This is a genomic window from Corallococcus terminator (genome assembly GCF_049194865.1).
GTDB classification, from domain to species: Bacteria; Myxococcota; Myxococcia; order Myxococcales; family Myxococcaceae; genus Myxococcus; species Myxococcus terminator_A.
Map to the genome: position 1 here is coordinate 266,080 of NZ_JBLZWL010000109.1, position 19,839 is coordinate 285,918.

Annotated in this window: 17 protein-coding genes and 2 pseudogenes; 3 read left to right on the forward strand and 16 right to left on the reverse strand. The window is 70.6% G+C overall.

All coding sequences use genetic code 11. The annotated features are described in order from the left end of the window. Positions 1-14: 14 nt before the first annotated feature. From tnpC to tnpA, 3 genes and pseudogenes are all read right to left on the reverse strand, one after another. On the reverse strand, positions 15-1,493 hold the full coding sequence (gene tnpC / locus ACN469_RS33735) for an IS66 family transposase (RefSeq protein ID WP_498774741.1): 1,479 nt from the start codon (positions 1,491-1,493) through the stop codon (positions 15-17). An 86-nt stretch (positions 1,494-1,579) separates the two neighbouring features. Further along, positions 1,580-1,891: pseudogene (tnpB, locus tag ACN469_RS33740) on the reverse strand (IS66 family insertion sequence element accessory protein TnpB); the annotation flags it as partial. Then, positions 1,891-2,226, reverse strand: a complete 336-nt coding sequence (tnpA, locus tag ACN469_RS33745; RefSeq protein ID WP_498774743.1) for an IS66 family insertion sequence element accessory protein TnpA — start codon at positions 2,224-2,226, stop codon at positions 1,891-1,893. The pseudogene tnpB and the gene tnpA, both read right to left, overlap by 1 nt. A 655-nt stretch (positions 2,227-2,881) precedes the next feature. Here tnpA and ACN469_RS33750 point away from each other — a divergent pair. After that, positions 2,882-3,048 (forward strand): annotated as a pseudogene (locus ACN469_RS33750) (integrase core domain-containing protein); the annotation flags it as partial. A gap of 17 nt (positions 3,049-3,065) precedes the next feature. Here ACN469_RS33750 and ACN469_RS33755 read toward each other — a convergent pair. The 4 genes from ACN469_RS33755 to ACN469_RS33770 all read right to left on the reverse strand — a co-directional run bounded on the left by ACN469_RS33755 (position 3,066) and on the right by ACN469_RS33770 (position 12,444). Next, positions 3,066-5,678 (reverse strand): coiled-coil domain-containing protein, encoded by a 2,613-nt coding sequence (locus ACN469_RS33755; protein WP_498774745.1) that lies wholly within the window; start codon positions 5,676-5,678, stop codon positions 3,066-3,068. Positions 5,679-5,723: 45 nt separating this feature from the next. Beyond that, positions 5,724-6,758 (reverse strand): trypsin-like peptidase domain-containing protein, encoded by a 1,035-nt coding sequence (locus ACN469_RS33760; protein WP_498774747.1) that lies wholly within the window; start codon positions 6,756-6,758, stop codon positions 5,724-5,726. 200 nt (positions 6,759-6,958) lie between these two features. After that, the gene (locus tag ACN469_RS33765; RefSeq protein ID WP_498774749.1) at positions 6,959-9,370 is read right to left on the reverse strand and encodes an alpha-2-macroglobulin family protein; all 2,412 of its coding nucleotides are present in this window, start codon (positions 9,368-9,370) and stop codon (positions 6,959-6,961) included. Continuing rightward, positions 9,367-12,444, reverse strand: a complete 3,078-nt coding sequence (locus ACN469_RS33770; RefSeq protein ID WP_498774751.1) for an MG2 domain-containing protein — start codon at positions 12,442-12,444, stop codon at positions 9,367-9,369. The genes ACN469_RS33765 and ACN469_RS33770 overlap by 4 nt, the downstream gene beginning before the upstream one ends. Before the next feature lie 99 nt (positions 12,445-12,543). Here ACN469_RS33770 and ACN469_RS33775 point away from each other — a divergent pair, with 99 nt between their 5' ends. Continuing rightward, positions 12,544-13,743, forward strand: coding sequence for a hypothetical protein (locus tag ACN469_RS33775; RefSeq protein ID WP_498774753.1), 1,200 nt, complete (start codon positions 12,544-12,546; stop codon positions 13,741-13,743). 11 nt (positions 13,744-13,754) lie between these two features. Here the strand turns inward: ACN469_RS33775 and ACN469_RS33780 are convergent, their stop codons facing one another. Both ACN469_RS33780 and ACN469_RS33785 read right to left on the reverse strand, forming a co-directional pair. Continuing rightward, positions 13,755-14,033 (reverse strand): hypothetical protein, encoded by a 279-nt coding sequence (locus tag ACN469_RS33780; RefSeq protein WP_498774755.1) that lies wholly within the window; start codon positions 14,031-14,033, stop codon positions 13,755-13,757. Positions 14,034-14,133: 100 nt separating this feature from the next. Beyond that, entirely contained in the window at positions 14,134-14,331 is a 198-nt protein-coding gene (locus tag ACN469_RS33785; RefSeq protein ID WP_498774757.1) for a hypothetical protein, read from the reverse strand. A gap of 239 nt (positions 14,332-14,570) precedes the next feature. Between ACN469_RS33785 and ACN469_RS33790 the strand changes: the two genes are divergently transcribed. After that, on the forward strand, positions 14,571-14,780 hold the full coding sequence (locus ACN469_RS33790; protein WP_498774759.1) for a hypothetical protein: 210 nt from the start codon (positions 14,571-14,573) through the stop codon (positions 14,778-14,780). 61 nt (positions 14,781-14,841) lie between these two features. Here the strand turns inward: ACN469_RS33790 and ACN469_RS33795 are convergent, their stop codons facing one another. From ACN469_RS33795 to ACN469_RS33825, 7 genes are all read right to left on the reverse strand, one after another. Next, positions 14,842-15,234: a hypothetical protein gene (locus tag ACN469_RS33795; RefSeq protein ID WP_498774760.1), complete on the reverse strand. Its 393-nt coding sequence runs from the start codon at positions 15,232-15,234 to the stop codon at positions 14,842-14,844. Positions 15,235-15,337: 103 nt separating this feature from the next. Beyond that, positions 15,338-16,015: a hypothetical protein gene (locus tag ACN469_RS33800; RefSeq protein ID WP_498774762.1), complete on the reverse strand. Its 678-nt coding sequence runs from the start codon at positions 16,013-16,015 to the stop codon at positions 15,338-15,340. 111 nt (positions 16,016-16,126) lie between these two features. After that, the gene (locus tag ACN469_RS33805; protein ID WP_498774764.1) at positions 16,127-16,927 is read right to left on the reverse strand and encodes a nucleotidyltransferase family protein; all 801 of its coding nucleotides are present in this window, start codon (positions 16,925-16,927) and stop codon (positions 16,127-16,129) included. A gap of 140 nt (positions 16,928-17,067) precedes the next feature. Next, a complete protein-coding gene (locus tag ACN469_RS33810) occupies positions 17,068-17,646 on the reverse strand; it encodes a head protein (RefSeq protein ID WP_498774766.1) in 579 nt (192 codons plus the stop codon). An 8-nt stretch (positions 17,647-17,654) separates the two neighbouring features. Then, the gene (locus tag ACN469_RS33815; RefSeq protein WP_498774768.1) at positions 17,655-18,179 is read right to left on the reverse strand and encodes a hypothetical protein; all 525 of its coding nucleotides are present in this window, start codon (positions 18,177-18,179) and stop codon (positions 17,655-17,657) included. Between the two features lie 109 nt (positions 18,180-18,288). Beyond that, complete coding sequence (locus ACN469_RS33820; RefSeq protein WP_498774770.1) at positions 18,289-18,879, reverse strand: head protein; 591 nt, start codon at positions 18,877-18,879, stop codon at positions 18,289-18,291. A gap of 42 nt (positions 18,880-18,921) precedes the next feature. Continuing rightward, a complete protein-coding gene (locus tag ACN469_RS33825; protein ID WP_498774786.1) occupies positions 18,922-19,827 on the reverse strand; it encodes an AEC family transporter in 906 nt (301 codons plus the stop codon). Between the last annotated feature and the right edge of the window lie 12 nt (positions 19,828-19,839).

Consider the following 19,839-nt stretch of genomic DNA (forward strand, 5'->3'; position numbering starts at 1 on the left):
AGGCTGACGTGGCTTCAGGAGGAGTCAGGCGCGGATGCAGAGGACGGTTGCCAGCGGTGAGGCAGCAGTTCGTCCAGACGTGATGCGGGGTGGCTGCCAAGGCGCATCAGCACGTCGGCGAGGTACGCCTCGGGATTGACGCCGTTCGCCTCGCAGGTGGCGACCAGAGAGCTCAGCCCCGCCAGATTCCGACCTGCCTCGTCGTTGCCGACAAAGAGATAGTTCTTCCTGCCCAGGGCCATGGCGCGCAGCGCCCGCTCCGCGGCGTTGTTGTCGAGGGGCAGCGAGGCGTTCTCCAAGAAGCGTGTCAGTGCGCTCCATTGTCCCTTCGTGTAGCGAAGGGCCATGCCCAGGGGACTCTTGGGGGGATGGAGGGGAAGCTGTTCATCCACCCACGCAGCCAGACGCTGAAGGATGCGTGCACTGGTGGTGCTGCGAGCGTGGAGGTGTTCCGGAGTAGCGAGCGTCCCGGCGTCTCGGACAGCGTACTCGACACCGTACAGCTCGAGGATGAGGTCGAGTGCCGTCCTGGACTCGGGCGCGGTGGTGAGTGCGTCGAAGAATTTGCGGCGCACGTGGGCCCAGCACCCCACGCGCACGCGCCCCTCCGGCAGCGTCACGCGGTTGTAGCCCGTGTAGCCATCCACCAGCAGGAAGCCCTGGGTGCCCCCGAGCACTTCCAGGGGCGTCACGCCGGAGCGACTGGCGCTGTGGACGTAGGCGATGAGCTCATCGGTGCGGAATGTCCAGACGTAGGCGCGGCGCGTCTTGCCCTCGTCCAACACGCGTTGGGGTGTCTCGTCGGCGTGAACCCGGCTGGCCTCTCTCACCAGCGCCAAGAGGCGCTCGGCGAGTGGCGCCGTGGCTCGGCCCACCTCGTGGAAGACGTCGCAGAGCGTGGTGCGCGCCACGGGCATGCCAGCGCGGGCGAGGGCCTTGGCCTGCCGATACAGCGGAATCGAGTCGCAGCACTTCGCCGTCACCACGTGCGCCAGGAAGCCCGGGCCATACTGCCCTTGCTCAATGGCCTTGGGCGCGGGGGCTGTGACGATGCCCGCGCCGCAGGGGCAGACGAGCGTCTCCCGCAGATGGACCTGCCGCTCTACGTGCGCGGGCACATACTCGATGAGGTCCGTGCGCTTGCCGGGGCCCAGCGGCTTCAACGCCGTGCCACCGCAGGACGGACACCTCCGCGCTTCCTCGGGAACGCGGTGATGAATCAGCCGCTCGGGCAACGTCGCGCGCGCCTCGCGCTTCAACCGCCGCTCCTTCAGCGTCGCTTCACGCGGCCTGGGCGCGTTGCCCGAGGCCTTGCGCAGCTCGTCCTCGACTCTGGGGAGCTTCTCGCTCTTCTTTCCGAAGACGGTCCGCTGGAGGAGCGCAAGCTGGGATTCGATGCTGCCCACGCGCTCTTTGAGGGTGAGGTTCTCCTGCTCGAGCCCTTCGGCTCGCTCACGCCACTCGCACTGGTGCGTCGCATCGAGCGCTGCCATCTCTCTGGGAAAACCAGCCCACCGCTGGCGGGCATTGCCTCGGCGACTGGGGGCGGTGCCCACTTGCCTGGCCTCCGGACGTGCGTGACGTCGATTCCGTCAAGAAGCATGGACAGTTGGGTGGCATCCAGCTGCGCTCCCAGGGCGTCCTCGCCGAAGGCAGGCAGGCGGAAGCGGCCCTGCTCCAAGCGCTTGTAGGTGAGGACGAAGCCGCCCGCGTCCCAGGAGAGAATCTTCACCTTGTCCCCGCGCCGCGAGACGAAGACGAAGAGGTGGCCGGCGTAGAGACTCTCCTTCCACTCCGCGCGCACAATCGCCGCCAGCCCATCGATGCTGTTGCGCATGTCCACCGGTTCACGTGCCAGAAGGATTCGCACCGCCCGGGGCAACAGCAGCATCAGCCGAGCACCGCCACCAGATGCGCGAGGTACTCCGCCTGCGTGCCCTCCGGGAAACGCAGGAGCACTCCTCGCGGCAGCGCCACCTCGAGCATGAGCCCTTCTCGCGTCCGCGGCACGGGGGATGCGACCACCTCCACGGGAAGGAAAGTCGCCCGTGGTCTGCCTGTCGATTCGGACCTCCGTCCCAGCGTGGACCTCTGCTTCTTGTACAGCTTGTACTGGAAGGCGCTGAGCGAGACCTCGTGCCTCTCCGCGAACTCCTTCTGCGTCAGCCCGCTCGCCTTGAACTCTTCCACCAACTGCTTCCACTCATCCGGATTGGGTCGTCGCATGCTGGAGTGAACCGACGAATCCGCCCCTGTTCAGGACGCCGGCCGTCGGTCGCTTACGTTCGGCCTCCGCTTCTGCCTTGCCGAAGACCCCTCGCCCCCAAGCCATCGCCCCAGGTCCGTCGCCGGTTCCCTCGCTGCGGGGTAGCAGTCATCGGGCGACCGTTGAAGAAGCTAGAGCAACGTCAGGCCCAGCCCCTGCGGCAGGGGTGCCGTCAACGACTCCAGGTCAGTCTGCGTGTAGGTCGCCGCGCGCCAGATGGCGTCCGCCACCAGGGGGTGACAGTCGGCGAGATGAGCCCGCTTGATGGCACGCCGGACGAGGACCCGCTGACGCCTCGACAGGGAGGCCCTCCTCCCCCGGCCCCCCTCCGCACCAACTACACAAGATTCGGGACTTGACCCGGCCAATCGCGTGCATAGACAACGACGCGGCATGCACCACGCCCAACATCGCGTGCGACAGCGACAACACCCTCTTGGCGTGCAGACCTCCTCGAACAAATTCGAAAGAAACGTCCGCACCTGCTCCTCGTTTATGGCCGCCTTGCATACCAGCCTGACCTCTCCTCTGGCACCACACCACTCCACCTCGCACGGAGCCGTCTGGTAGGCGACTGGCGATCTGCTCGCTTAAATGCAGGGGTCGCGCAGGGGACCCCGGCACATGAGCAGTGACAACGATCCGGAGTTCGTGGCCTCGGCCATCCTGCGAAGGCTCGCATTGAGCTGGCGCACATCGTTCCGGGCAAGCCCTGGCAGAACGGCACCGACGAGAGCTTCAACGGACGCTTTCGCGACGAGAACCTCAACATGGAATGGTTTCGTCACGACGCAAGCGCTCAGGAACCGCCTCCGCCTCCGCCCGTCGCGCCGCCCCGCCCCTCCACGCGCGTCAGCAGGCCGGCGAGGCCCTCGAAGCTGGCATTGCCCACCTGGTGCAGACCGAAGCCCCAGAGGAACGCCGTCATGCCCGCGCCGAAGCCGCCCCACGTCGGTGAGAAGACGTTGAGGAGCTGCAGGCCCAGCACCACCGCCACGCCCGTGAGCAGCGCCAGCATCGCCAGCTCCACCACCCACAGGTGACGCGGCGACGGCAACGGCACGCCCTCCAGCGCACTGAATCCACCCGCCGAGTCCGCGTCCCCGCTCGGAGCCTCCGGCAACGTCGGCAGGCTGCCGCCCGTGGGCGCGGTGGGAGCGGGTACCTCCGGCGCGGCGGGCGTGGAGAAGCTCAGCGCCTCACTGCCCGTGGGGACCCCCAACCTGCCACTCATGCCGGCACCCTGTGGACTCGGGTAGGCCTGGAGCGCCATCGCCGCCTTGTCCGCCTTGTAGTCCGCGTCCTGCAACGTCTCCGGCTTCAGCGCGAGCTGCGCCTCGTTCAGCAACGAGTCGATGTGACCCAGCTCATGCAGCTCCGAGTCCGTGGTGGCCGAGCTTCGCTTGCTCGCCACCTCCGCGCGCAGCGCCTCGATGCGCTTGCGCACCTGTCCCGTCTGCGCGTGGTGGAGGAGGTCGCTCGCCTCGCGGTACTTCGCCGCGGCCGCATGCGGAGACTCCGCCCCCAGCGCCAGCATCGCCTCGCGCAGCTTCGCCTCCGCGCTGTCCAGCTCCACCTTCTGCGCGTCGCTGGCCGAGTCCCGCGCGTCCCTCAGCGCCTCGCGCAGCTCCTTCAGGAGCCGGAGCACGTAGTGCGCATACGCGCCCTGGTACAGCCGGAAGCCCTCGTCCACGCTGACGTCCGCGCGGGCCCGCGCCTGCTTCAGCCGGTCCTTCACCTCCGCGGTCAGCTCCCGCCACTCCTCCTGCGTGAAGCCCCGGGGATTGCGCGGCGAGGCCACCGCCAGCGACAGCTCCCCGCAGAGGACGTCGAAGTAGGAGCGCCGTGCCCGCTCGAAGCGCTGCCGCGCCGTCGACAGGTCGCCCTCGTCCAGGGACGCGCGCACCTCCTGGAGCAGCGGCAACAGCTCATACATCAACCGGAAGCCCAGGCTGTCATCCTCCCCCAGCTTCTGCGCCAGCGCGCGCGCCTGCGTCTCCAGCTCCGCCAGCTTCGCCTTCAGCCCCGCCCGCGCCAACTCCTCCACGTTCTGCTGGCGCAGCACCTTGAGCTGCTCCTCCAGGCGCTCCGTCGGCACATTGCCCAGCCGCAGCGACGTCTCCGCCTCGTCCAGCAGCTTGCTCGCCTGCGCCGGCCGCAGCTCCCTGGGAAGCGCCTGCAGCTCGCGCGTGCCGGCACACCACGCCTCGTACAGCCGCAGCTCCGGCTCCACCCGCGCCAGCTCCGCCTCCGCCACCCGGCCGCCTCGTAGCGGGCCACGAATCCTCGAGACGATGGCGTCGATGCGCGCGCGCACCTCCAGCCCCACCCGCCGCGCCTCCTCGTCCTGGCCGTTGAGCAGCTCCGCCGCCCGCTGCCTCAGCACCTGCGCCCGATGGAGCTGCTGCGCCCGGGGCCGGATGTTCTGCGTGTACAGGCGCACGCCATAGGACGACACCGCGCCCGCGGCGATGAGCAGCGCGCCCCATAGCCAGGGCGTCCGCACCCAGACGGTGAAGGGCTGCTCCACCGCCACGCCTTGCGGCACCGCCATCCGCACCGTGCCCGTGTACTCGCCCGGCCCGTCCAGCCCGCGCAGGTGCAACAGCAGCGTGCCGCTGCCATTCGCTGACACCTGCACCGTGCCGTCCACCATCGACAAATCGAGGTCCTTGCCATCCTTCCCGCCGCCCTCCAGGAAGAAGTGGGCGCTGCCGAAGCGAGGCTGCACCAGCGTCGCCCCCAGGTCCGGCGCCTTGTGCTGGAGCTGGAGCAGCCGGGGCGTGGCCACCTTCCCCGTCACGCCCGCCGTCTCCTTGAAGGGCAGCCGCACCGTCGCCTCCACCGTGCCCAGGCCCCAGCCCGAAGCCGCCACCGCGGGCGACGTGGCGATGAACTGCACCGCCGGCACCGCCTGCGTCCGCGAGACGACGAGCGCCGTCGTCTCGCGCCCGCCCGCGTGCACCAGCACCAGCTGCCCCGTGTAGTCCCCCGCCGCCGGCAGCTTCCCCGACACCTCCAGGTGCAGCGGCGCCCTCGATGAGATGGACGGCGAGATGGGCAGCGACGAGCCGCCCGCATCCCCCGCACCCGCGGCCTCGCGCACGACGGCCGTCAACGTCACCTGGGAGCCATCACTCGCCTGGAGCGGATCCACCAGCACCGTCACGCCGCCGGGCAGCGCCTCCTCCACACCCGCGTCACCGGGAGGCGGAGACAGCAGGTCCACGCGCAGCACCGTCCGGAAGTCCTCCGACGTCGTGCGCAGCTTCACCTCGTTGTTGGCCGTGGCGCCGGCCACGCGCAGCCGCGTCTGCGCCAGCGCGACGCTCGACGACGCGCAGAGCACCACGAGCAACACCAGGCGGAGCAGGCTCCGAGCACGGCGGCAACGGGCATCGAGGACGAACATCCGCCGACGATAACAGGCGCGTCCCCCTCCTCCAGTTCACACCCCTCACTCCCAGCCCAGCAGCGCCTTCACCTCCCGGGACAAGCTCCGGCGGATGGTGTCCGCGGGGATGCCCTCGTTGTGTCCCGTGGCGGACGGCATGCGGGGCCCCCCGCTGTGATGCAGCGCGGCCAGGCGCAATTCCTGGGTGAAGCACGGCGCGCCGGAGGACCCGGGGCTCGTGGAGGTCCGATAGGACACACGGGTGCGCGACGCGTTGACGGCCAGGAACTCGTCCACCGCCACGCTCATCGGCTGTCCCTCCGGGTGCTGGACGATGAGCGCCAGGCTGCCCACGATGAAGGGCACCTCCTCGTCGGGCAGCTCCAGCCAGCCCCGGGGGTCGTCCTCCAGCCCCTCGTCACCCGGCGCGCCCTCCACCTGGAGGAAGGCGTAGTCCAGCTCGTCCACCGTCGCCTCGCGAGGCCGGGGGTGCATCAGGTCCGCGGGGCTGTACGAGCTGCGCGCGATGCACCGCTTCACCGCGTAGCGCGTCCCCGACTGGAGCAGCGTCCGGTCCGGCAACACCTTGTGGTCGAAGCGCACGCGCAGCGACTCCAGGAGCCGGTTCTCGATGACGTGGAAGTTGGTGAGCACCACGTCGCGCGACACCAGGAACCCCGTGCCCAGGGACGCGCCCAGCACCGGCTCCACCCGGCACACACGCCGCTCAATCGAGGCGAGCCTCCGGCGCCACCCGTCCGCGCCGCCCTCCTCCGACTGGGAGCCGACGATGCGCTCCAGGCTGCGACGCGGAATGCTCCGCTGCACCGAGGCGAGGTAGCCCTGCATGAAGCGATGCAGTCGCGAGTGTCTCGGATGAGCGCCGTGCATGCCCGTCACCAGCTCCCGCGTCCACCCTTCCGACTCCGCGCGCTGGATGAGGCCTGTCGCCCGCTCCCTCGGGCCGCCCGTTGGAACGAGCACTTCCAAATCCCGGTGGCACACCGAGGCCACCACCCGGCGAAGGTCCTCCACCGAGGGAAACGCCCCCAGCATCGCCAACAGCAACTCGTCTCGTTCCGCGCCGTCGAGCTCCATGGTGTCACCCGTGAAGAACCGCTGACGAAGCCTTCTCGGCCTGCCGACGCCGACGTGAATCTTCCGTATTCCCCCAGGAGATGCCCAGGGGTCAGCCGCGCTTCTGCCCTGACGTGCCGGGTCCAGAAGCCCGTGAGCGGACACTCGTCACCGGGCCGTGCGCAACACGGCCCCGGTCCGAAGTCTTCGAGGACCTCTCCTCAGCGCACCGCCCACGTAGCGGGAGGTACGTAGGAGACGAGGTCCGGCCGCGCCACCACGCGCAGCGACGAGGCGCCCGCCTGGAGCGTCCCCGCCAGCGTGGGGATGACACGGAAGCGAGCCTGGAAGGCTTCCCCCTGTCCCCGAGCCGGCAGCTTCAGCGTCACCGCGCCATCCTCCGAGGTCCACGACGAGACACTCCCCGACGCCACCAGCGCGTCCAGGCTGGCGGAGTCCACCTGCACGCCCGCGGGCAGCCCGTGCCGCAACTCCAGCACCAGGCCCGAGGGCGTGGAGGCCTGCACCGTCACCTCCACGGGCTGCCCGACTCGCGCCTCCCGGGGCGAGTCCACGGCCAGCTCCAGTCCGCCTTGCGTCTCCTGCTTCCACGGCACGGCGGCGGACAGCGCCAGCGCGAAGCCCAGGCCCGGCACCGCGGGCTCCGCGCGCACCGTCCAGGCATGCGCGCCCGCCGAGCCCGTCGCCGGGGCCTCCAGCGCCAGCACCTCGCGCAGCGCCTTGGCGTCGTACGTGCCCTCGGCCACCGGCTTGCCGTCGCGCTCCAGCACCACGCGCACGCTCGCGGGCAGCGGCTCCTTGAAGAGCGACACCACCGCCTTGAGCGCCAGCCGGTTCGTCCGGCCGCTGCCCCACCCGCGCGCCGGCCCGTAGCCCGCGAGCAGCGACGCGCCCAGGTCCGCCAGCGGCGCCTTGTCGTCGCCCTCCAGGCCCAGCACCGCCAGCGCCGTGGCCTCCGCTTCCGAGGGCACCTCGCCATCGGCCGCCACCACGCCCTGCTCCACCGGCAGGTACGCGGCGCCGTCCTCGCGCGTCTTCAGCGCGTCACGCACCTGCGCCCGCAGCGAGTCCCGCAGCGCGCCCTTCACGATGCCGCTCGCCAGCAGGGACGCCGCCGTGTAGCCGTCCTTCACGTGCTCCCGGTTGCGCTCCAGCGCGCCCGACGCCAGCGCCGTGAAGCGCGCCGCGCGACGCTGACCCGCCGGTGTCCCGGAAGCCGCCACCACCGCGCGCGTGCAGTCCGCCGTCGCCACCAGCAGTCGCTGCAGCGTCCAGCCGTCACCTCCCTGGCACGTGCCATCCGGACGCTGCGCCGCGGCCACCCAGCTCGCGAGCCGCTCGCCCAGGCGCGCCAGCACCGGGTTGTCCGGATGGAGCAGCGTGCCCTCCACCAGCAACGTCGCCGACACCACGTCCGGCGTGCGCCCCAGCCGCAGCGCGCGCTGCGTCGCCTGCGCCACGAGGACGCGCACCCCTTCCGCGTCCACGAGGCCTCCCGCCGACTCCGGCGGTGACGCCACGCGCCCGCCCTTGGGGGACAGGGCCGCCTTCATCACCTGGGCCGCCTGGGGCTCGCCCAGCGCCGTCAACAACTCTGGAGCGCGCCCGGCCAGGAGCAGCGCATACGCCACGTCCTCCGAGCCACCGCGAGCCCCCGCCGACGCCAGCTCCGAGCGCAGCACGCCGAGCCCGCCGGGATACACCTGGAGCCGCACGCGCTCGCTGCCCGCCTGCGCGTCCGCGGCGCCCGTGAGCGTCAGCGTGCGCGGCGCGGCCAGCGTGCCGCTCCACGTCTGCACCACGGGCCTGCCGGTGGGCCACACGTCCAGGGGCTTCTCCACGCTGTCCGCGTCTCCCAGCGCCGCGCGCACCGCGATGGGGCCGGGGCCGGAGACGCGCACCGTCACGTACTCCACCACGCTGCCTCGCGCCGGCACGCGGACCGTGCGCGTGGCGCCGTCCACCGCCGCACCCGTGGCCTCCACCTTCAGCGACGTCTCCACCGCGGTGTCCGTCGTGTTCACCACCTGCACCGGCACGCGCACGGAGTCGCCCGCGCGCAGGAAGGGCGGCAGCACCGGGTCCACGTATGTGGGCAGCGTGCCCGCGAAGCTCGTCACCGCGCCGGCCTGGGCGCCCGAGCGCGAGTGCGCCAGCGCCAGCACGCGCCAGCGGGTGAGCCGGTCCGGTACGCGCACCGGCAGCGTCGCGCTCCCGGACTCATCCGTCACCACCAGCGGCTCGAAGAGGAACGTCTCCGGGAACCACGCGCGGCTGGGCGCTCCCACGGACTGCGGCTTCTGCTCGCCACCGCCGCCCTTGAAGCGCGCTCCCCCCTCGTCCGCCTTCTGGGCGAACGAGTCGTCCGCTTCCGGCGCGGCCCCTCCCACAGGGGGCTCCATCACGGGCGCCGCGGCCTCCTGCTCCGCGGCGAAGCTCCTGCGGAGCAAGTCCGACTGCCTGTCCATGGCCTGACCCGGGGGCGCGAAGTTGCCCTGCAGCGCGGCCGAGGACGAGCCGAAGAGCTTCCGGATGTTGTCCCCGAACAGGGTCACCATCAGCACGAGCCCCACGACGAGACACACCGCCCCGACGACGATTTTGCGAATCACGGCGCCTCCCGGGCGACCCACGCGTTCCAGTTCTCCACGTCCTCTGGCAGTCGCGTCCCTCGCGACACCACCGCGCGCGGGTCCGTCAGCTCCAGCAACTCCCTGGGCAGCCTCGACAACCGCAGCCGCTGGCCGAAGGCGTCCTTCACCTTCTCACCCCGCTGCTCGCAGGACGCCAGCGCCTGGGTCCACAGCTTCGCGAGCCCCGCCGGGTTCAGCGTCTCGCCCTCGGGCGCCTTCTCCTCCCAATCACGCACCTGCGCGTGCAGCTCCTCGAGCACCGCGTAGAAGGGCTCGGTCAGCTCGGCCTCCGGGTCGAAGGCACCGCGTGCGCTCGCGCTCGCGCGCGTCTCTGTCTCCCGAAGCGTCGGCACCGCGCTCACGCGCAAGAGCGCCGCGGCGGCCGCGTTGGAGCCCCGGATGCGTCCCTGGGCCAGCGCCACGCCATCCAGCACCCCGAAGGCGGGCTGCGACACCGACGGCGCGGGCCTCACGCTCGCCAGCGCGTCCCCGCCCGGCAGCGGCACCAGCTGGCTCAACGTCTCGTCCACGCCGATGAGGCCCACCGCCGCGGGCCCGTCCTTCCCATCCACGCGCGTGCGCACATGGAGCCGCGCCAGGTCGCCGGGCGCATAGGCCGGCTTCTCCGACGACACCTCCACGGAGAGCTGCGCGCGCGGCGCCACGTACACCCGCGCCAGAGCCCCCATCCACGAGGTCTCCGCCCAGCCCTCGAAGTCATCGGGCAGCCGGAAGCGCGCCGTGGTGGAGCCCTTCTCCAGCTTCGTCACCAGCTTCTCCTTGCCCACCGAGAGCCACAGCTCCTCGGGCAGCGAGCCCTGGTAGGCGGGGCCGCGCATCAGGTCGATGCGCACCTCCTCGCCGGCCCGCGCCAGCACCGGCGTGGCGCGCAGGCGCAAGGGCGGCAGCGTCGCCGGGCGCAGCACCCACTTCGTGTCCCCCACCGGCTTTCCATCCACCTTCGCCGCCACCTTGAGCTCATAGCCCAGGAAGGTGGTGGCCTGCGGCGGCCCACCGCTCCGGGAGCCGTCCACTCCCGGGTGCGCCGTGAGGAAGAGGACGCCCATCGACTCACCGTCCTCACTGTCCTCCACGGCCCTCCAGCGCGCGAAGCGCTCCTGGACGCAGGCCACCGTCGCCGCGCCGGGTCCACCATGCACCCACGGCAGCGCGGACCACGACAGCGACACCTCCCGCTTCGCCCCCAGTCGCCACGTCAGCGCCGTGGGCAGGTAGACGCTCGTCGCGAGCCCCGTGGGCAGACACGTGCGCGCATCCTTCGCCGCCGACTCCAGCGCGCCCATCAGCGGCGTGGCCGTGCCAAAGGCGGGCTCCGCCCTCAACTCCAGCCGGGGCAGCCCCCAATCCCGCACCGCCAGCGACAGCGACAACACCCGGTCCTGTCCCGGGGGCAACGTGCGCGCGCGGACGACCTGGGCCAGACACGCCGACAGCGCGTCTTGGGTGCCCACCACGTCCGTCACCGCGCCGCCCGCGCCCACCCGCACGCCCAGCTCCACCACACGCTGGCCTTCGTTCGGCAGGACGAAGCGCGCGCACGGGAAGAACGACGCCACCCAGCCCTCCACGGCGAGTTGCTCCTTCAGCGTCGGTCCGCTGCCCGCCTCCATCAGGTTCTTCAACTGCGCCAGCCGCACCGGAGGCGGCGGGGGGAGCCGACGCACCGGCAGGGGCGGCACCACCACGTTGACGGGGGGGCCCGGGTCCAGTTGGAAGGCCGCCACGCCGTCCTCGTCCGTCACGCCGCGCACGCCCTCGTCCCGGGCGTCCCACGCGCGCTTCACCGTCAGCTCCGCGCCCGGCAGCACCCGTCCGTCCGGGGTGGTGGCGCGCAGGTAGACGCGGTTGCTGAAGCCGTCCACCAGCCCGTCCTCCAGCTCCGTCACCGAGGAGATGGCGAGCGCGTCCTCGGAGAGCAGCAGCGCAGCGCCGCCCACCACCCGGTCTCCCGCGGCGTCCTTCGCCGACACGCGCGCGGACAGCGTCACCTGGCCTCGCAGGTCGTCCGGCACGCGCGGCAGCGTCACGCGGAAGCGCCCCGCCGCATCCGTGCGAGTCCTTGGAGGAAGTCCTCCCGTGTTCCATTCCGGAGGCGGCGGCCACTCGCCGGAGACATTCCACCCGAGCTCCACCTCCGCGTCCGTCACCGGAGCGCCCGACGCGTACACCACCTGGCCTTCCAGCTCGGGCGTGTCCCCCGCGCGCCAGTAGGGCCGGGGGCTGGACGCCTCCACCCGGAAGCGCGGCAGCGTGAAGGGCTTCACCTGGAACGTCGCCTGGGCCTGGGTGTCCCCGCTGCTCCACACCAGCGTCCACTCACCGACGGGCGCGCCCCGGTCCAACGGGAAGCTGCCGGCCACGACGCCCCACGGCCCCGCGGGCGCCCGCTCCTCCAGCACCGTCTCTCCCGTCGCGTCCTTCAGGAACCACGTCCCGGGCCGCCCATCCAGCGGGGACAGGTCCTTGGCGCGCAGCACCACGGCGCGGAAGCTCACCTCGTTGCCGGGCTCATACAGCGGTCGGTCCGTCAGCACGTGCGCCACCGCTGGCGCGTAGAGGGGCAGCGTCGCCTCCACCGTGTCCGTGCCCAGCGGCGTCGTGAGACGCGCGAGCAGCTTGTAGTCGCCGTCCGCCACCTCGGGCAGCTTCACCTGGGCCGTCAGCGAGTCATCGGGCGAGCGCGTCCACGGGTAGTCCTTCTCGGGCACCAGGGGCGTCTGCTTCCCTTCGGCATCCACCAGGAACAGCTCCGCGGAGCCCCGCTCCACCCGCGCGTTCATGAGATTTCCGCGTGCGTCCGGCGCATGAGCGTCCGCCCAGACGACCACCGTTCCCGCCAGCCCGCGCCCCAAGGCATAGGCCTCCAGGCCCACCGTCTGGCGGAACTGCCCGTCCGGGCACTGGAGCACCTTCACCCCACGAAACACCCAGGCGGACAGGCACACGTCCCACGCCGCGAAGAACCAGACCCCCACCAGCAGCAGGGCCGCCAGCCCCCCCCTCTTCGCCCCACGGCGCAAACGCTCTGTCATTCATCCTCCCCGAAGCCGCACTCTATGCCGGGAGCCCCCCTGGCTGCCGAGCCCCCCTTTTCGCGCGTGCGACGCCAGTGCGGTAGCGTCGCGCGCCTCATGCCTCCGTCGCCCACGCCCCGTGCCGCCCGTGCTCCCCAGGATGCCCTGCCCTCGCGACTGGAGGCATTGCTGGAGTCGCTCACGGATCGGCACCTCGCGGACCGCCTCACCCATGTCCACCGCGCGGCGGCGGTGGCCATCGACCGGCTGGGCCACCTGAGCATCGCCAAGTACGAGCCCACCACCCTGGAGTCGGACGGCGGCGCGGACCTGGCCCTCTGGGAGACCATGGCCCCGGCCATTGGTGACACCCTCGTGGGCGTCAACCAGCTCGTCAGCGCCATCCACCAGCAGTTCCCCCCGCCCGCGCGCGCCGCGAGCACCGGGGACACCGGCTGGGCCCCTCCCCCCGCCAGCTCCGACGAGCGGCTGGCGCAAGAGGTGGAGGCGGTGCTCCACGCCACCGCGGAGCGGCTGTCCAAGCGGGTGTCGGAGCTGGGCCAGCAGATGCGCAAGCCGGAGGTCGTCAGCGACCGCTGGACGCTGATGGCCAAGCTCCAGGCGTTCCGCGCCGACTTCCGCGTGCGCATCGGCGACCTCGTCTACCTGACGGCGGCGGCCTTCGAGGACGTGCGCCGCGAGGACGTGGTGCCCGGCTACGTGCACCAGGTGGGCGCGCGCTCGGCGCTGCGCGGGGCGGCGGCGGACCTGCGCCGCTCGCTGCAAGGACGGCTGGAGCGCGCGGCGAAGGCGGAGGCCCCGTCACGGCCCGCCCTGGCCCGACAGATGGCGGAGAGCGTGTCGGCCTTCATCACCCTGCCCGCCTCGGTGGCGCTGCGCACGCCGCAGAAGCACCACGTGCTGAGCTTCCGCGCGCACCTCCAGGAGGCAGCCGGACAACGTGAGCTGGCGGCGGACGTGCTGCCCTCGCACGTCGAGCCCTTCCTCGCCTTCCTGGAGGAGGCCATGGACGAGGTGACGCGCACGTGGCTCACCGTGCATGACCGCGAGCTGTGGGCGGCGTGCGGCGCGAAGCTGGAGCAGGCGGATATGCACCTGACGCTCGGCTCGCCTGGCGCGTCGCGCGTGCTGGCGGACGCGGTGGACACGGCGGCGGCGCTGTACGGCCGCTCGGCGCCGTTCGACGGCTTCCTGCGCAAGGCGCGACAGGAGGCCGCCGAGGGACTGGACGAGGCGAACTCGCTGGGGTTGCTCGAGCGCTTCCGGGAGCGCCTCGCGGCCCTGCCCTTCAGCTAGACGACGCGCGCCTACTTCTTCGTGTCAGCGGGCAGCGCGGGAGGCTCGGCCTTCGGCGGCAGCACGCGCAGCTCGTTGAAGCGCTCGGCCAGGGTGCCCGGCGTCATCTCCTCCTGCCACTGCTTGGGGTTGGTGTTCCAGCCGAAGTCCGCCGGCACCTTGCCGCCACCCTGGTTCTTGTAGCCAATCATGTCCGGGAACAGCGTGGACCAGCGGCCCGCGGGGTCCGGCTCCTTGGTGATGTACTGCCGGTTGGCGGGGATGAGGAAGGGCTTGCTCTCGTCGCTCATGGCGCAAAGCCTCCCCGAAACCCGCCCGCAAGGGTAGTGGGAAGCCACGGTGACGGCGCCTGGAGGCCCGGTCCCCGGACATCCCCCTGGAATGAGGCCCTCAGGCGGCCTTCCGGGCCTTCACCCGGCGCACGGGAGGCAGCACCCGGGGCCCCATCTCGAAGACGGCCGCGAAGAAGCGCGCCTGGGCCTCGCTCCGGTACCGGTAGCGCCGCACCTCGCCCTCCGACGTGACGACCTCCACGCCCCAGCCCTTCCTGTCCTCGCTCACGTCCACGCGCTCCACGCCGCCGCCCATGCCATCCCCCTCGGTCTTCCTGTCGCCTGGGAGATCAATCCCCGTGCCAGTCAGTCCACGAGGAAGCCCTGGGTTGCGCTGTCCACCAGGCGTCAGTCGGGTGCGAGGCGGTAAGGAATGCAGCCGCGCCCGCCTGCCCGCCTGCTTGGGGGTGACATGGGACCTTGCCCCGTGGGGCCAAGCCCCTCGGCCAGGAACGGTCTGCTTGTGCCGCGCGATTCCTGCGTTAACTCAAAGGCATGACTGAATTCGAGAGCAACCTCGGCGAGCGATTCGCCGAATTCGTCCTTCCCGACGGCTGCGTGCTCTGCGGGGGAGCGGTGAACGTGCGCGCCAGCCCCTCCGGGGCGCACAGCTACTGCGCCCACTGCCACTGGCTGTCCAAACCCCGCATGCGCGTGAAGGACAACGGCGTGGAGCTGTCCTTCGGCATGACGGCGACGGCCTGACGCCCCGCGCGCGTCGGGCCCTCACGCGGCTCGACGCGCCCACCCCTCACTTCGGCCCGGCTCAGTTCGCGGAGCAGGCCCAGATGCCCTGGCTGGTGCAGAAGCAGTTTCCGACGCGCCGGTTGATGCAGCACGAGCGCGTGGCGGTGCCCGCCGGGGAACACGCCTTGCCGGCCAGGCTCAAGCAGGAGCTGTTGGGCTGCAGGCAGATGGACGGCGGCGAGGTGAAGCAGATGTTGTGCAACCCATCGCACTCGACGGACTCGCCTGGATAGGCGTTGCAGGTGTTGCCCTCACAGGACACCGTCGTCCCGTTCGGACACGTCGTCGTACACGTGACGAGCGCGCTCTCCTCCTGAGCCAGGGGCTCCAGCGCCTCGACGGCCTCGGTTCCACCACAGGCCAGAAGACCCGACACGACCAGCGCCGACAGCACCGTCAGGGACAGCTTCATGGTGGAGCTCTCTTTCAGCGAAGGATGGGCGATGGCCCATCACGCACAGCCGTGCGCGCTGGAGAGGGATTGAAGCATGACCCGTGGTGGGGCCGCACGCGCCTCACTTGCGCGGGGCGTCGGTTTCGTCGAGGCCGGGGCCTTCCAGGGTGCGCCCGGAGTCGGACGCCTCGCGAGGCGGTGCGGGCGGCAGGCCCTGCGCGGAGAGCAGCAGGGACAAGAGCGCGGCCTGCTCGGCGTCCCCGAGCACGTGAATCGTCTCTGGCAGGCTGAGGGAGACGGAGGTCGGCTCACCGCCCGCGTCGGGCTGACAGGTGCGCCAGCCGGTATAGCGGCCTCCAGCCACCGTCATGGAGTAGCTGCAGCCGCCCACGTCGCCGGAGATGCCGACTGGCGAGAGGACGAGCGAGGTGGGCCAGTTCGCGAGCTCGCCATCCACGCGCAGGCCTGGCTCGGAGGACATGCGGGAGAGCTCCAACCGGCTGTCCTCCACGCCCACGCGTCCGACGATGGGGCCCTTGCGCCAGCGCAGGTCCACGTCCCCTCCGCGCAGCTGGCCCTTGAGCGAGGTGGGGGTGCGCCGCAGGTCGAAGCCTCCGCCGCGCACGGTGTCGCGGCTCAGGGACACGGTGAGGGATTGCTCACCCACCTGGAGGCGGATGGGACCGCCGCGTTCGGAGGCGGCGAGCTGCGCGCTCGCGGGTGTGGCGAGTCCGAGCGACAACAGCACCGCGCTCAGCGCGCCGAGCGCTCCTCGGGGTCCGGCTTCAAGGCGTGACACGGGACACCTGCCTTTCCTCTGGGCACAGGAGGAAAGGTAGGGTCGCGAGCCCGGGGCGGGCATGGCCTTGCGCCCCGGGGGCTCGCATGGAGGGACGTGGGGTAGCGGGGCTCAGTGGAGGCCGTCGGAGCCAGGCAGCCCACCCGCCACGAGCGAGGGGTCGTCCTTCTTCCGCTGCTCGACTTCCCAGGCATCGCCGTCCGCGAAGCCCCACTCGTCGACGTCGACGCGATAGTTGCGGTACGAGAGGATGCGTCCCCGGCAGATGCGCTCCTGCCAGTTCCCCTGGTCCACGGAGCGGTCCGCGCGGGAGAGCAGCTCGCGCATCAGCCAGTCGGGAACGATGGCGCGGTCCGACGGGTAGGCGAAGCGGAAGACGAGCAGGTGGGAGAGGAGGACTTCCCAGTAGCGGTCGAAGCGTCGCAGCAGGCGTTCCCAGTCGAACGTGGCGCCTGTCTTGAGGAGCAGGTGGGTGAGCTCATGGCCGTCGAAGCGCTCACGCTCGAGGACGAACGCCTTGCTCCAGAAAATCTCCTCGGCGGGAGGGACTCGGCACGGGCAGCCCAGCACCTGCGCGGGGACGGAGTGCTCGAACCACGCGTCGTCGATGGCGGTGATGCCATTGCCGGAGCTGTAGATGAGGTCGACGAGGAAGTCCGCCCAGAAGGCCTTGTGGAGCCAGCCGTGGACCTCGCTCTCGGTGCGCCACTCGTTGCGCGAGAGGAGTTCGATGGCGCGGTCCGCGTCCTTGCGATGGAGGAAGAGGTCCAGGTCCTTGGTGTCGCGATAGATGCCCGTGTAGTGAGCGAAGGCATAGGCGCCGCCCACGAGGAAGGGGATGTCAGCGTCGGAAAGCAGTTGGATGGCGTAGGTGCGCGCGCCCAGCTCCGCCACGGAGCGCCGCACTTCCATCCGCCTCGGGTCTCCTCCGGGTGCCCCGGAGGCCTTCGGTGGTTGCTCGGCCATGAGGGAAGATAGGTGGGCAGGGCCGGCACGTCAGCGAGTCGTCCGCGCACCCGCCCGAAGGGCAGGCGAGCAGGCGGGAGTCCACCTCAGTCGGTCGGCTCGTCCGAGGGGACAGGTGCGGCCTTGGCCGCCAGGGACATCGGGTAGATGGAACGGACGTTGACGCGGTGGTGGTAGGCCACGAGGTGGGGCGCACCGGCGATGAGGATGAGCACCTGGCGCGGGGGCTCGGGCTGACTGTCGACCCAGGCCCGCGCCTGCTCGACTGTGTCGAACGTGGCGACGGGTGGGGGAAGGCCGCCCTGTTCCATGTCCTGGAGGTAGTACTTGAGCACGGGATCCCGAGGGAGACGGCGGATGTCCTGCTCTGGGAAATAGGCGACGCGGTGGTACTCGCCGGCAATCAGGAGGTGGGCACCATCCGGTGGGCGAGGATGCGCTTTCAGCCAGGACTCGGCTTCCGAACGCGTAGCGAAGCTCTCGATGACGACGGGAGGAGCATCCTCCTCCTCTCCTTGGCGATAGTCCTCGAACTCGTAGGACTGTCCTGTATCCGTGATGAATGCGACCGCATCCATCGCCATCAACAGCTTCGCCTTCTCGTCCTCGTCGGAGGATTGCTCGCGGAGCCTACCGAGAAGCTCTCGGACCTCAAGGTACCGCATGCCGTCGTTCAAGGTGCCACCTCGGCCGTGAGCGAAGGGTGATGGGATTGGGTGTTGGCGAAAAGAACGGCGGGCGCGAGGACAAGCAATCCCGCGCCCATCGACACCACGACAAAGACCACGCCCGCGATGATGAATGTACTTCCAAGCAAGACCTCGCTGCGGTGCTGACGCAACCAGTCCACGGCCTCGTCGACCGCGGTGAACTCCTGGGGTCGCAGTCTTTCTAGCTCAACGCAGTCCATATAGGGTTGCTGGCAGCGGGTCGTGCAGAAGCGCAGCTTGCCTCCCTTCTGCCTTCCACCACTCGTCATGTGCCCAAAGCCCCTTGCGAGAGGACGACTCATGCATTCGTCGACGCAGGCCGTGTTCTCCTCGTCGCAATCACGCGGCCGACTCACGACTGGTGTCGCTCGCAAGCGTGTGCGAGTCCCCTGGCGCGGCAGTTCGAACCCATCGGCCGGCTCCCATGAATGAGTCACGGCGCCATCCCCCTGCTCCCGGATGACGAGCACGAGCCGCTGGAGTTCCATGGTGCTCTCGGGGGCCACCTGTCGGGTCGAGCTACAAGCCACGAGCGCCACACTCACGAACACTGCAGCGAGCTGCTCTGGAAATCGATAGGTCTTCAGCAGGTTCTCCTCATTCGGCTGGCTCGTCCGAGGGGACAGGTGCGGTCTTGGCGGCCAGGGACATCGGGTAGATGGCGCGGACGTTGACGCGGTAGTGGTAGGCCACGAGGTGGGGCGCACCGGCGATGAGGATGAGCACCTGGCGCGGGGGCTCGGGCTGACTGTCGACCCAGGCCCGCGCCTGCTCGACTGTGTCGAACGTGGCGACGGGTGGGGGGAGGCCTTCCTGCTCAATGCGCTGAAGATAGAACTTGAGCACAGGACTTGGGGGAAGATAACGGAGGTCCTTGTCCCGGAAGTGGACCACGTTGAAGTACTCGTCCCCAACCAGAACCTTGGCGCCGTTGAGTGGAGCCGGATGCGCTTGGAGCCAGGCGTTCGCTTCCTCACGCGTGTCGAAGCTCGCGGAGACGAGCGGAGGGGCACGAACCTCCAAGCTCTGGCGGTAGTCATCGACGGCTCCGGATTGCCCAGTCTCGAAGATGAACTCGAACACGTCCATCGCGGTGTTCAACTTCTCCTTTTCCTCGGGAGAACGGCTCTCTTCGAGAAGACGGCCCAGCACCTCCTGGACCTCCAGCAACTTCATTCCGGGCGTCATCGAGCAGCCTCCGTCATGACCCTTTCTTTCCGAGCAGGTCCCTCACCGCACCAGCCACAACATCAGGGGCGCGGTGACGAAGGACAGGGGAATCCCCACGCCCACCATCAGCACCGCCAGCTCCGGGTCCAACCGGTGCTCGGCCGCGAGAATCGCCGCGCTCACCATGGGCGCCATCGCCGCCTGCAGCACCGTCGCCTGCACCACCACGGGCGACAACCCCGGCAATGCCCACAACCCCAGCATCACCACGCCCGGCACCAACACCAGCTTGTAGAACAACCCCAGCGACAGCGCCGGCAGCCGCGCCCTCACCCCCGACAGCCGCAGCTGCAACCCCACCGAGAACAACGCCAGCGGCGTCAACAACGCCCCCAGCCGCTCCAGCACCGACTCCACCCACTCCGGATACCCCACCGGCCGCAACAACAGCGACACCACCAACGCCACGAACGGAGGGAAGGTCGCCACCTTCCTCGCCAACGCGCTCAGCGGCAGCTCCGTCCCCGCGCTCGCCCGCGCCGCCGCCAGCGTCGCCAACGTGGACAACACCAGGAACGAGCCGAGCTGGTCCGCCACCACCGCCACCGCCAGCCCCTCCGCCCCCAGCAGCGCCTCCGCCATCGGCAGGCCGACGAACGCCGTGTTCCCCAACCCCGCCGTCAACACCAACGCCGCCACCGACTCCCTTGACAACCCCAGCCGAGGCCCCAGCCACCGGAAGAACGGCCCCGCCGCCAGGTAGTACAGCCACGGCACCACCGCGGCCACCAGCAGCGACGGCACGAACTCCAACCGGTGCATCACCCGCAACACCAGCGCCGGCAACGCCACGTACAACACGAACGTGTTGAACGGCCCCGCCGAGCCCTCGGGGAACTTCCCACTGCGCCGGGCCAGCACCCCCAACACCAGACACGTCCCCAACAACCCGATGACCTGACTCATGACGCCCGCGCC